10 protein-coding genes are annotated in these 13,106 nt (G+C 60.5%); all 10 read right to left on the reverse strand.

Going from position 1 to position 13,106, the window contains the following annotated elements:
• Positions 1-119: 119 nt before the first annotated feature.
• Positions 120-1,040, reverse strand: coding sequence for a permease-like cell division protein FtsX (ftsX, locus tag AAA069_RS02055; RefSeq protein ID WP_217108032.1), 921 nt, complete (start codon positions 1,038-1,040; stop codon positions 120-122).
• Positions 1,027-2,247 carry a cell division ATP-binding protein FtsE gene (gene ftsE, locus AAA069_RS02060; protein ID WP_349127428.1) on the reverse strand — a complete coding sequence of 407 codons (1,221 nt, stop codon included), beginning with the start codon at positions 2,245-2,247 and terminating at the stop codon, positions 1,027-1,029. Before ftsE ends, ftsX begins: the two co-directional genes overlap by 14 nt.
• Positions 2,248-2,751: 504 nt before the next feature.
• Positions 2,752-3,693: a transketolase family protein gene (locus AAA069_RS02065; protein WP_349127429.1), complete on the reverse strand. Its 942-nt coding sequence runs from the start codon at positions 3,691-3,693 to the stop codon at positions 2,752-2,754.
• Between the two features lies 1 nt (position 3,694).
• Positions 3,695-4,525 (reverse strand): transketolase, encoded by an 831-nt coding sequence (locus AAA069_RS02070; protein ID WP_099432020.1) that lies wholly within the window; start codon positions 4,523-4,525, stop codon positions 3,695-3,697.
• Positions 4,526-4,732: 207 nt separating this feature from the next.
• The gene (locus AAA069_RS02075) at positions 4,733-5,623 is read right to left on the reverse strand and encodes a YitT family protein (RefSeq protein WP_349127430.1); all 891 of its coding nucleotides are present in this window, start codon (positions 5,621-5,623) and stop codon (positions 4,733-4,735) included.
• A 130-nt stretch (positions 5,624-5,753) separates the two neighbouring features.
• Positions 5,754-6,902 (reverse strand): peptide chain release factor 2, encoded by a 1,149-nt coding sequence (gene prfB / locus AAA069_RS02080; protein WP_349127431.1) that lies wholly within the window; start codon positions 6,900-6,902, stop codon positions 5,754-5,756.
• Positions 6,902-9,709, reverse strand: coding sequence for a preprotein translocase subunit SecA (gene secA, locus AAA069_RS02085; RefSeq protein WP_195569048.1), 2,808 nt, complete (start codon positions 9,707-9,709; stop codon positions 6,902-6,904). The genes prfB and secA overlap by 1 nt, the downstream gene beginning before the upstream one ends.
• A gap of 308 nt (positions 9,710-10,017) precedes the next feature.
• Positions 10,018-10,443 carry a 50S ribosomal protein L31 gene (gene rpmE, locus AAA069_RS02090; protein ID WP_006235303.1) on the reverse strand — a complete coding sequence of 142 codons (426 nt, stop codon included), beginning with the start codon at positions 10,441-10,443 and terminating at the stop codon, positions 10,018-10,020.
• Positions 10,444-10,811: 368 nt separating this feature from the next.
• Entirely contained in the window at positions 10,812-11,156 is a 345-nt protein-coding gene (locus tag AAA069_RS02095; protein WP_118266514.1) for a hypothetical protein, read from the reverse strand.
• Position 11,157: 1 nt separating this feature from the next.
• Positions 11,158-12,846 carry an ABC transporter ATP-binding protein gene (locus tag AAA069_RS02100; protein WP_349127432.1) on the reverse strand — a complete coding sequence of 563 codons (1,689 nt, stop codon included), beginning with the start codon at positions 12,844-12,846 and terminating at the stop codon, positions 11,158-11,160.
• Positions 12,847-13,106 lie beyond the last annotated feature (260 nt).

A 13,106-nucleotide genomic window follows, 5' to 3' on the forward strand; every position in this document is an offset into this window, starting at 1 on the left:
TGCCGTTTACATCCCAAGAGTCTACCCAAATGATTCGCTTTCCTGCCGTCCCCTAGGGATCAAAAAACGGGCCGCCCCATAAGAGACGACCCGTTGGAAGGGGTGAATTCCAGGCATGCCTACACGCGCAGGTAGCGACGCATGGCGATGGCAGAACCAAAGAGACCGATAACCACACCGACCAGGATCAGCGCAGCATAGGTCACCAGGTAGTACTGCATCGGCAGGGCAAACGACATCCAGCCGATGCTCTCCTGCAGACGCGGAATCATCAGATTGCGCAGCAGCTCCAGAACGCCGATGGAAAGCAGCGAGCCCAAAATGGCCTGCAGTACGCCCTCGGTGATAAACGGGCCGCGAATGAAGCCGTTGCTGGCGCCGACCAGACGCATAATCGCAATCTCACGACGACGCGCCGTGATGGATAGGCGAATCGTGTTGTTGATGAAGATGAATGCGATAAAGGTCAGAAGGCCAACGAGCACCACGGCGGCGATGCGGATGTAGTTGGTCACCTGGAACAGGCGGCTCACTTCCTCTTGGCCGTACAGCACGCTCGCGTTGACGTCGCCGTCATCCGCGATCTTCTGGAAGTCGGCGTTCTTCTTGAGCTTCTCTGCCGTGCTTTCGACCTTGGACGGATCGTCCATCTCAATTGCAAACGAAGCCGGCAGCGGGTTCTGGCCATCGAGCGCGCTCATGGTGGCGTCGGCGTTGCCCGACATCTTGCTCGTATACTCGGCCAGCGCGTCGTCCTTGTCCTTATAGGTCACGGACTTGACGTTATTCCACGTCTTAAGCTCGGCCTCAAAAGCCTGAACATCGGCCTGATCGGCGTCATCGCTAATGAACGCGTTGATGACAACCTGATCCTCGACGGTGCCGATCACGGAGTTCAGCATCGCGGAGCCCATGATGAACAGGCCGATGATAAACAGCGAAAGGAAGATCGTGATGACGGCGCCGAGCGAGGTAGTCCAGTTACGGAAGAAGTGGCTGATTGCCTCTTTGAAGGAGTAGCCCACGTTAGTTGGTGCCATAGTTGCCGTAACCTCCCCTCTCCTGGTCGCGGATAACGTGGCCGCCCTCGAGGGCGATCACGCGACGGTGCATGCTATCGACCATCTCGCGGTCGTGCGTGGCGACGATCACGGTGGTGCCGGTGCGGTTAATGCGCTCGAGCAGCTTCATGATGCCCAGCGAGATCGCCGGGTCGAGGTTACCCGTGGGCTCGTCGCAGATCAGCAGCGGCGGACGGTTGACCATAGCGCGGGCGACAGCAACGCGCTGCTGCTCGCCACCGGAAAGCTGGTCGGGCAGCGAGTCCATCTGATCGGCTAGACCGACCAGACGCAGTACCTCGGGCACCTGGCTGCGAATGACGCCCTTGGGCTTGCCGATGCACTGCAGAGCAAACGCCACGTTTTCGTAGGCGGTTTTTTGCGGCAGGAGCTTAAAGTCCTGGAACACGGCGCCAATCTGGCGGCGCAGGAACGGAACCTTGCGGTTCTTGATCTTCATGAGGTCCTGACCGGCAACCAGGATGCGGCCGCTCGTCGGCTTGACGTCACGGTTGAGCGTCGACAGCAGCGTGGTCTTACCCGAGCCGGAGTGACCGACCAGAAAGACGAACTCGCCCGGATAGATCTCGATGTTGATGTCGTCGAGTGCAGGCTTGTTGGGCTGTGCCGGATAGATCTTGGTGACATGCTCCATAAGGATGACGGGCTCGACACCGGCCTGCTTGGCCATCTTCTTGCGGCTGGCCTGCGGATCGATGGGCGCAAACACCGACGTAAAATCGGGGTTGTTGAGCGCGTTATCGAGGCTTGCGACCTCGGCTGCCTGATCGCTCTCGACCACCGGGGCAGCAGGCTGCGTGGGATCGGGAATAGCGGCAAAGAGGCCAGACTGCGCAGGCTGAGGAGCCGGTGTCGCAGGAGCCATGGGGTCGGGAATGCCGGCCATGCTAGGCTGCGGCGCGGCGGCGCCAGCCTGAGGCTGCTCCACGCGAGCGGTCACAGCCTGAACGGGCTCAAAACCCGCCGTGCCGGAAAGCGCAACATCGCTGATGGGATTGTAGGCAAAGGGATCGGATGCCGGCTGTGCCTGATCTGCCGGCTGAGCGGGGGCCTGAGCAACAGGCTGGCCCTCTGAATCCGGAGTGGCGAAACGACTGCCCTGGACGCCTGCCTGCGTCTTGGGGGCATCATCGCCCGCACCGGAGGTACGGAAGTGGTTACCCACTGGTGCTCCTTATCGTCGTGCGTTTAAACTACATGAGCGCTTTGTATTTTAGCAGCATTAGCTTTGCTGCACATAAGAAGCATGGCGTGCTTAGGGATCCCGTCGGCCGTGCACAGGGTTACTCTCCAAATCGTCCTCGGACATGTCGGAGCCCCCGCTGCGCACTACGTGCGGCGGGGGCTCCTCCGTCCTGCGGAAAGATTTGGAGAGTAACCCTGTGTCCGGCCTGCGATAACTAAGGGGTCGCTGCGTTTATCTTGAGGTGCTGCATATACAAAGCTGGAAGGGTCTGAATTGCGCTTTGTCGATATATGCCCTTTTTCCTGATGGGACCGTGCTTGAGGGGCGTCTTCATGAGTTGCGGTGAAATAGGGACTGTTTTACCAGTTAAAAGGTCTAATCAGTCCCTATTTCACCGCAACTGAAACAGGGGCGCTCTCCAAGAGAGCGCCCCTGCCGGGTTTCCATAGTTCTGGCGAAGCAGTCCTTGAGATCCGCCTTGCCTTATGCCAAGAACTCCTTGGTGGTCGCCACGATGTTGGCGGCGTCCAGGCCATACTTGTGCAAGAGCTCGGCACCCGGGCCAGACTCACCGAAGGTGTCGTTGACGCCGATCTTCTTGAGCGGCGTCGGGCACTGCTCGCATAGGACGTCGGCAACGGCGCTGCCCAGGCCACCGATCACAGAGTGCTCCTCGACGGTCACGACGTGGCCGGTCTTGGTGGCGCTCTTGACGATCAGGTCGGCATCGATGGGCTTGATGGTGTGCATGTTGATGACCTCGGCGTCGATGCCCTCGGCAGCGAGCTGCTCGGCGGCCTCGAGAGCCTCGCCGACCATCAGGCCGCAGGCGATGATGGTCACATCGGAGCCCTCGCGCATGACAATGCCCTTACCCAACTCGAACTTGTAGGTCTCGGGGTCGTTGATAACCGGCGAGGCCAAACGGGCGAAGCGCATGTACACGGGGCCGTCGCACTCGTAGGCGGCGCGCGTCACGGCACGGGCCTCGATGTCGTCGGCGGGAACGATCACGGTCATGCCGGGGATGACACGCATCAGGGCGATATCCTCGCAGCACTGGTGCGTGGCGCCATCCTCGCCCACCGAGATACCGGCGTGCGTGGCACCGATCTTAACGTTAAGGTGCGGATAGCCGATGGAGTTGCGGACCTGCTCAAAGGCGCGGCCGGCGGCAAACATGGCAAAGCTGCTCGCGAAGGCGACACGGCCGGTGGTTGCGATACCGGCGGCAACACCCATCAGGTTGCTCTCGGCGATGCCCACATCGAAGAAGCGGTCGGGGCGGGCGGCCTTAAACTTGCCGGTCTGCGTGGCGGCGGCCAGGTCGGCGTCGAGGACCACAAAGTCATCGTGCTCGTTGGCGAGCTCGACGAGGGCCTCGCCGTAGCTTACGCGCGTGGCGATTTTCTTGACGTCTGCCATCCTAGAGCTCCTCTCCGGCGGCCGTGAGCTCTGCCATGGCCTGCTCAAACTGTTCATCGTTGGGGGCCTTACCGTGCCAACCCACCTGGTTCTCCATAAAGGAGACGCCCTTGCCCTTCGTGGTCTCGGCGATAATGGCGGTCGGCTGACCCTTGGTGGCGCGGGCCTCGGCAAAGGCAGCGCGGATCTGGTCGAAGTCGTTGCCGTCGGCGAGCTCCACCACATGGAACTTGAAGGCGCGGAACTTGTCGGCGAGCGGCATGGGGTCGTTGACCTCCTCGACGGGGCCGTCGATCTGCAGGCCGTTATGGTCGACGATCACGCAGAGGTTGTCGAGCTGCTGGTTGCCGGCAAACATGGCGGCCTCCCAGACCTGGCCCTCCTCGCTCTCGCCGTCGCCCAGCAGGGCGTAGGTGCGATAGTCGTCGCCCCAGTGCTTGGCGGCAACGGCCATGCCCACGGCGGCGGAGATGCCCTGGCCGAGCGAGCCGGTGGACATGTCGACGCCCGGGGTGTCGTTCATGTTGGGATGGCCCTGCAGGTGGCTGCCGATGTGGCGCAGCGTCTCGAGATCCTCCTTGGGGAAGAACCCACGCTCGGCGAGCACGGCGTACAGACCAGGCGCGCAGTGACCCTTGGAAAGCACGAAGCGGTCGCGGTCGGCCTTGCGGGGGTCGGCAGGGTCGACGTTCATTTCCTCAAAGTACAGATAGGTCATGATGTCGGCAGCGCCGAGCGAACCGCCCGGATGGCCGGACTTGGCAGCGTGCACGCCGGTGACGATGCCCTTCCTTACCTCGTTGGCAACCTTTTTGAGCTCTTCGTCGCTCATTGTGCCTTCCTTTCATCCTCATTAGACAAAATGCGCACGGCACCGAAGGTAATCCCAACACAGCCGCAATGCACGTACGTCATTCATTATGCTGGAAACTGATGGCTTTACCAGAGTTTTTATCATTATTTGAACAATTTAGCAGGCAGAACCGCTGATGAAACGGTTTATCAATGTGAACGTCTTTTGGATGGAACGCGATCGACCCTACGCGCTAATGTCCTTGAATCCCTCGCCGAAGGCTTCCGTAACATCAGCGACCGTCACAATGGCGTGAGGATCGCGCTCGCGCACGATCGTCTTGAGGGTATTGAGCTCTCGACGGCTCACGATGACCATAATCACCGGCTTCTCGGCACCCGAATACATGCCAGTCGCCTTAAACTTGGTACAACCACGACCCAGGCCATACATGATATCGGCAGCGATATCAGGGAACTTGTCCGAGATGATGAGTACCATACGGCGCTTGTTGCCACCATCGACCACGGCATCGATCACGTAGCCGCTAATGACCATCGAAAGGCCTGCATATAGTGCGTTTTCGACTGAAAAGACCGGAGCCGACAGCGCGCACACGGCAACGTCGATTGCCATGACGGTCGAACCTACCGGCAGCGAGGTGTTACGCGAGATGATTTGGCCAATCGTGTCCGAGCCACCGGTGTTGGCGCCGGCGCGCAACACCATGCCGTAACCGATGCCCGTAATAATGCCGCCCCACATAGCGGGAAGCATCAGGTCCGCATCCGCCAGAGGTGCTACAAACGGGGCGAACAGATCGGTGAAGAAGCCCAGCAGCACAAAGCCCGTCGCGGTCTGCACCACGTAGAACATGCCGCCCTCGCGCATAACGACCAGCAACAGCAAGGCGTTCATCACGATCGTCTGAATACCAACGGGAAGCGATAGGCCGCGCGACGCACCGACCGCCTGGATAATGGTGGCAAGGCCCGTAACGCCACCGGCAGCAAGGCCGTTGGGAATCAAAAACAGGTCGGTCGCAATAGCGGCCAGAGCGCACCCCAACATAATCTGGGGCAGGTCGTGAAAAAAGTTCATCGAAAGAATGCGCTTGATGTCCAGACGATATGCCATGCTGCCTCCCTCAAAAAAGCGCACCCCATCGGATGCGCTTTGAACTTCTTCTTGTATTCGATTCTACCGATTCGCCGAACAAAAACCACCCCTGCGAAGTGTTTGCATCGACCCGGAGCCAACCATGTGCCTAGGCGTCCGAGCCTTCCGCATCGGCGTTGCCGGTAGCCCAGCGATGGTAGCCAATAACAAACGGGTCCAAGTCGCCATCGTCAAGAACGGCCTCGACATTGCTGGTCTCCACGCCCGAGCGTAGGTCCTTGACCATCTGGTACGGGTAGAGCACGTAGCTGCGAATCTGGTTGCCAAAACCAATCGTGGTCTTGGGTCCGCGGATCTCATCGAGCGCCTCGGCGCGCTTCTCGAGCTCAATCTCGTACAGACGAGCCTTGAGGATCTGCATGCACGCGGCCTTGTTCTGGATCTGGCTGCGCTCGTTTTGGCAGGTAACCACAATGCCGCTGGGGAAATGCGTCACGCGCACGGCGGAGTCGGTGGTGTTGACGCCCTGACCGCCCGGGCCGCTCGCGTGGTACACGTCCACGCGGATGTCATCGGGACTGATCTCGATGTCGATATCATCGGGTAGCACGGGGATGACCTCGACGCCGGCAAACGTGGTCTGGCGGCGCTTCTTGTCGTCGGTGGGGCTAATGCGAACCAAGCGGTGGACACCGGCCTCGGCGCGCAGCATGCCAAATGCGTCCTTGCCCTCGACGGTAAAGGTCGCGCGGTCGATGCCGATGACCTCGGCCGCGGGACAGTCATTGATGGTGACCTTCCAGCCGCGACGCTGGCAGTACTTCATGTACATCTTAAAGAGCATGAAGGTCCAGTCCTGGGCCTCCAGACCACCCTGTCCGGGTTTGATGGTCACAATGGCATCGCCGTGATCGAACTCACCGGTAAACCAGCTCGAAAGCTCAAGCTCATCGATGGCACGGGCCAGGCGCTCAGCCGTGGCTGCAGCCTCCTCGCGAAGGGCGGCGGCGTCGGGGTCATCCCCCATCTCCTCGGCAAGCTCCAGCGCGGCGCGGGCATCGGAAAGCTCGCCGCGCGCGGTGTCCACGGCAGCGATATCTTCCTTGGTGCGCGCAATCTCCTCCATGGTGGCACGGGCGGCGTCGGCGTCATCCCAAAAGCCAGGGGCAACACTTTTGGCCTCGAGCTCGATCACGCGAGTACGCTTCTCGTCCAAGTGGAGATACGACTCGACCTCGCCGAGCCGGTCCGCAAACGCGTCCAGCTCGGCGGGCGTTACCTCAAAAGCCTCAGCCATTAACGATTCCTGCCGTGGCAGTACTTAAACTTCTTGCCGCTACCGCAGGGGCACGGGTCGTTGCGGCCCACGTTGACGTACGGATCGTCGCTCTCGGACTTGCGGTAGGTCGTCACCTTGCCACCGTTGTTAACGGCAGCCGGACCACCCTGGACAGCCGTGCGGGCCTGCACCTGTGCCTGCTTGCGCAGTACCGAGTCGCCGTTGTCGCCATCGACCTCGGCAGGACCGGAGAAGCGCGCACCCTCGAGCGCGGGCTCCTCCTTGTGCTCCACGGCACGCGGGGCAGCCTTGATCTCGATGCGCAGAACCGTGCGCAGGTAATCCTCGTACATGGTGTCGACGAGTATCTGGAACGCGCCGTAGGCCTCGGTCTTGTACTCGACCAGCGGGTCGCGCTGGCCAAAGCCGCGCAGGCCGATGCCGGTCTTGAGGTAGTCCATCTCCTGCAGGTAGTTCATCCAGCGGGTATCGATGACGCGCAGCATGACCTGGGTGTTGAGCTCGCGCATCAGGTCCTCGCCCAAGCGCTCGGCCTTCATGTTGTAGCACTTCTCTACGTAAGCCAGGACATCGGCAGCCAGGGCCTCATAATCCTCGTCGGGGAACTTCGGCGTATCGATGTGGCCGGTGAGCTCCACAACCCACTTGCGCAGACCCTCCAGGTCGCGCTCGCCATCGTGACTGTCCTTGGTGCAGAACTCCTGCACGCAGCGGTACACGGTGTCGTGCATGACCTCGGTGATGTGGTCGGTCAGGTCCTTGCCGTCCAGAATCTTATTGCGCTCGGCGTAGATGACCTGGCGCTGCTTGTTCATGACGTCGTCGTACTCAAGGACGCTCTTGCGCATGGAGAAGTTGATGCTCTCGACCTTGTGCTGGGCGCTCTCGACGGCCTTGGAGATGATCTTGTGCTGGATGGGCATGTCGTCGCCCATGTCGGCCGTGACCATCATCTTGGAGACGCGGTCCATCTTGTCGCCGCCAAACAGGCGCATGAGGTCGTCCTCGAGCGACAGGTAGAACTGGGTCTCGCCCGGATCGCCCTGACGGCCGGAGCGGCCGCGCAGCTGGTTGTCGATACGACGGGACTCGTGGCGCTCGGTGCCGATGACGGTCAGGCCGCCGGCGGCAAGCACGCGCTCGCGCTCGGCCTTGCAAGTCTCCTTGGCCTCGGCGTTAAACTGCTCGAGCTGTTCGGGCGTCACGTCCTCCATGGTCAGGCCCTCGTACTCCAGGCGCTCGCGCACCAGCTCGTCGGGATTGCCGCCCAGCAGGATGTCGGTACCACGACCGGCCATGTTGGTGGCGATGGTCACGGCGCCGTAGCGTCCGGCCTGTGCCACGATGTGGGCCTCGCGCTCATGGTGCTTGGCGTTGAGGACCTCGTGAGCGATGCCGCGCTTGGTAAGGGCGGCGGACAGCTTCTCGGAGCTCTCGATGGAGACGGTGCCCACCAGGACCGGCTGGCCCTTGGCATGACGCTGCTCGACATCGTCGGCGACGGCGTTGTACTTGGCCTGAATGGTGCGGTACACCAGGTCCTCGTGGTCCACGCGCTGCACGGGCTTGTTGGAGGGGATGACCTCGACGGGCAGCTTGTAGATCTCGCGGAACTCGGCATCCTCGGTAAGTGCCGTGCCGGTCATGCCGGAAAGCTTGTCATACAGACGGAAGTAGTTCTGCAGGGTGATGGTGGCCAGCGTCTGGTTCTCCTCGCGCACGAGCACGCCCTCTTTGGCCTCGATGGCCTGGTGCAGGCCCTCGGAGTAACGGCGGCCTTCCATAATGCGGCCGGTGAACTCGTCGACGATCTTGACCTCGCCGTTGGTGACCACGTACTGCTTGTCGCGGTGGAACATGTACTGGGCCTTCAGCGCCTGCTGCAGGTGGTTGACCAGCTGACCGGAGAGATCGGCATAGATATCATCGATACCCAGGCGGCGCTCGATCTTCTTAAGGCCGCGCTCGGTGGCGGCAATGGTGTGCTTGGCCTCGTCCATGACGAAGTCGCCCGTGGGCTCAACGTCCTCGGTGGCGGTGAGCATGTCGTGCGACACGTCCTCGCCGCGCTCAAGGCCACGCACGGCACGCGCGAAGTCCTTGTAGGTGCTGGCGGACTTGGTGCCAGCGCCCGAGATGATCAGCGGGGTGCGAGCCTCATCGATCAGGATGGAGTCAACCTCGTCGACGATGGCGTAGTTGTGGCCACGTTGCACGCGCTGCTCGGGACGGGTAACCATGTTGTCGCGCAGGTAATCAAAGCCGAACTCGGAGTTGGTGCCGTAGGTGACGTCGGCCTGGTAGGCCGGGCGCTTGAGCTCGAGCGGCATGTTGTTCTGGAGCAGACCGACGGTCATGCCCAGGTACTTATAGATGCGGCCCATCCACTCGGAGTCGCGCTTGGCAAGGTAATCATTGACAGTAACGACGTGCACGCCCTTGCCGGCAATAGCGTTGAGATAGCCGGCCAACGTGGAGACGAGGGTCTTACCTTCGCCGGTCTTCATCTCGGCGATGTGGCCCTCGTGCAGTGCCATGGCGCCAATAAGCTGCACGTCAAAGTGGCGCATACCCATGGTGCGCTTGGAAGCCTCACGCACGGTGGCAAAGGCCTCGGGGAGCATGTCGTCGAGCGACTCGCCGTTGGCGTAACGCTCGCGGAACTTATCGGTCTGGCCGCGGAGTTCCTCCTCGGTCATCTTCTCAAACTGGGGCTCAAGACCGTTGATCTGGTCGACGATCTTGTAGTAGCGCTTAAGGTCCTTATCGGATCCAAAGGACAGCAGCTTTGACATGAATCCCATGTGGTTTTCCTTTTTGGCCATCGCCCACGCCGTGCAGCTGCGGGCGAGTTAAACACAGATGATTGTACTTTAGCCAAACAAGGCGCGGCCTATACGGTCGACCTCGACCGCCACGTAATAACTATGACCAACCTGCCAAAAAAGGACAGGTTTATTTTGACAGGTTTTATCTGGGCAAACGCCGCCTCTCTGTCATTTGGTGCCATGGGGACAGGTTAGTTTGCACTAATTAAAAAGAAAAGGGCCGCGCACCCAAATGGATACGCGGCCCTTTAGCCACGAATGCGAGCGATTCCTCGGCGAGCTATTTACTCAGCAGCCTCGGTGGTCTCGGCCTCGGCAGCGGCCTCCTCGACGGGAGCCTCTGCGGGAGCCTCGGCGGCCTGCTTGGCAGCCTCCTCGGCAAACTTAGCAGCACGCTTGGCCTTCTCGGCAGCCTTAGCCTCAGCGGCGGCCTTGCGAGCGGCCTCGGCCTCAGCAGCCTTGGCAGCCTTGGCAGCCTTGGCCTCCTCGGCCTTCTTGAGCTGGGCGGCAGCGGCGCCACCGAACTTGTCGGCGAAGCGCTGGACGCGTCCACCGGTGTCGACGAACTTCTGCTGGCCGGTGTAGAACGGGTGGCACTCGTTGCAAAGCTCAACCTTCATCTCGGACACGGTAGCGTGCGTCTTGAAGGTGTTGCCGCAGGAGCACGTCACCGTGCACTCGACATACTGGGGATGGATACCCTGCTTCATGGTAGGACTCCTTATTGGTCAGGCGCTGGTTACCGATCAGCGCATAAGGCGTCTTGGTTTCCGACCAAGACAACAAACTCGGCTATGGTACCACGGCGCCGCGTGTCCCACAAAAGGTTCACGGTCTTTTCGGAACGACACGAATCTGACCCATCGAAACACATCTCCACCGTTCCTTCAACTGGGAAAATACCGTCCCCGGGGCCTGAGAAGGGCCCCGGGGACGTTCGACTGACTGCGGGAACGGCCTTTCCGCTCAATGTGTTCGGCTGAGATCGGAAATCAACCAAACTGAACTAGGTTCAGTTGACATGGTTAAAAACGAGGGGCGACGCTTTTGCGTCACCCCTCGTCCCGGCCGGGTTGCTTTAGTTGTACACACGGTAGTTACACTTGAACTGGGTTATGTGTCCATAGCTGGAGCGGTACCAACCCGATGTATAGCTGATTACTTCTGGGCCTAGATATTCGTATCTCTTGTTGTAGCGAAGCTGACGGTAGGTCGTGTCGTACTCTGCTACGTAAAACGTGTCTCCAGAGAAGGCTTTGTACCGGTCTTTAACCGTCGAAGCCATGTACGCGGGTTCGACATCGCCTTTCTCCCCGTTGAGCGCATAGACGGGTGCCGCGATTCCGCATAAAGCCGTTGCCACGAGGATGGCGTAGACAGCCATGCGCGACGCATTGGACTTCAGCTGTTCAAATAGTTTCATGTCATTCACCTCGCTCGTATGTATCGAGGTATTCCTGCTTGAGCGTCTGCGAGGACGACTTGATCTTTTCCACGAGCGTGCCGGCCTCGATGAAGTAGAACGAGTCGGTGAGGTCTGCCAGGTCGTCGAGCAGATGGCTTGAGATGAGCACGCTGCGTCCCCGCGCCACCTCGCTGCGCATCGCGTCGCAGGAGGTTTTCCGCTTTCCCGGATCGAGGCCGTTCAGCGGTTCATCGAGGATGAGGTACGGGCAATCGGTCGCTATCGCCATGGCAAGCTTTACCTGCTGCTTCATTCCTGTCGAGAGTTTACGGGTCGGCTTGTCGAGATATGGGGAGATTCCGAGGGAGCTGCAGAGCGAGTCGATGTCGGTGGCCGATTTCCACGCCTCCCTAACGAAAGAGAGGTGCTCGCGGGCCGATAGCGTGGGGTAGAGATCCGCGCCGCCCGAAGAGCTCAGGTAGACGAGTTCTGCGAATTCGGCTGATTGACGTTGGCAGATTCCGTCTGCCGCCAGGCTTCCCGAGCGGATGCGGGTGGGAAATTGGCCCGACAGCGCTTCAAGAAGGGTGGTTTTCCCCGAGCCGTTGGGAGCGACGAGCCCCGCCGCCGTTCCCGGGCCCAAGGAAAGCGATCCGATCGAAAGTATCGTCGTGCTTCCGTATCCCACGCTCGCGTCCAGAAGCTCGAGCCCATGGTGCTTTTTAGCGGGTCCAGCCTGTTTGGGCGAACGCGTCGCAACGGCGCCGACCGCAAAAAAGACCGCGACGTATGCCAGGGCCACGGCAAGCATCGATGCGCTGCCTGAACCGGAGCCAATGAATTCTGTCGGGAAGCATCCTACGTAACCCGTTGCCTCGATAGGCGAGAACACGGCCAGCGGCAGGAGCTCGAGCGCGGCATTATGCCCCAGTGCCGAATCGGACAATAACGGGAATGCCGGGGCCGCGACAAGCAACGCGGAGGTAAGGGGGCCCGCGAAGACGCGCCTCGTTGCGGTCGATAGGACGACGGAACAAACGGATATCAAGGTTCCACCCGCGAGCAGCGCGAGAAGTATGGTCGTGAAGACGTTTCCCGCGGTCGTGGTAGTGAGCGCGCCGTTATGGAAGAAGGCGATCGGGTACCCGATCTGCCCGAAGCCGTTTAGGGCCAAGGCGTAAATGCCCCCGGGCGCAAGGCCGGCGAGGAGCATCGCGGTCCCCGCGCCAATTATCGAAAACACGGTTTGGATAAGGCGCCGGAATTTGGGCACGGGCGCCTTTGCCGCCAGGGTCCCGGGCCTTGTGGCGCCGAGCACGAGTATCGACGAGAGAAGGAAGGGGATGAAGGGAAGGAAGGACGGCGCCTGGGCAATGGCGTAGGGCAGGAAGGAGAGGAACGGCAGGTCGTTTGCGGAGGCCGGGATATCCGCGATGCCGGAGCTGCTCAGAGCGCGGCAATATGCGAGCTCTGCGTCATTGGTCTCCTGGTCCCCCACGATGGACCCGGATTGGAAGCCCTCGTCCATGAGCGCGTAGTAGCTCTCGGCAGAGTCGAGAAAGGCGGCGTCGGTTTGAGCGGCGAGGGCGGCGTTCGCGTATCTTGCAAGCTCAGCGTCATCTTGCTGCTCTGGCGATAGGTCTGTGCCGCTGGCCTGGGGCTCGCGCGTATTGAATGCGTCGACAAAGCCCTGCATGCCCTGTTTCATAAAGAAGGGCCCGTAGATGGGTGAATTGAACGCAATGGGGACGGAAAAGGCTGCAGCGAGAACGAGCGTGGAAATCCATACGGCCTTGTCTCTTAGGATTAGTTTGAGAAGAAGTCGACAGTACATTCAGAAGCACCTGCATTCCTCAAAGAATTGTTAGATTAAAAGTAACAGACCGGATGAAGATGCGTAAGATGGGGGCGAGGCGAATGGCTGAACGGTATCGATACGCGGGTTCAACGGTATTATATTGACCACAT

The organism is Collinsella sp. CLA-SR-H006 (genome assembly GCF_040097075.1).
GTDB lineage: Bacteria > Actinomycetota > Coriobacteriia > Coriobacteriales > Coriobacteriaceae > Collinsella.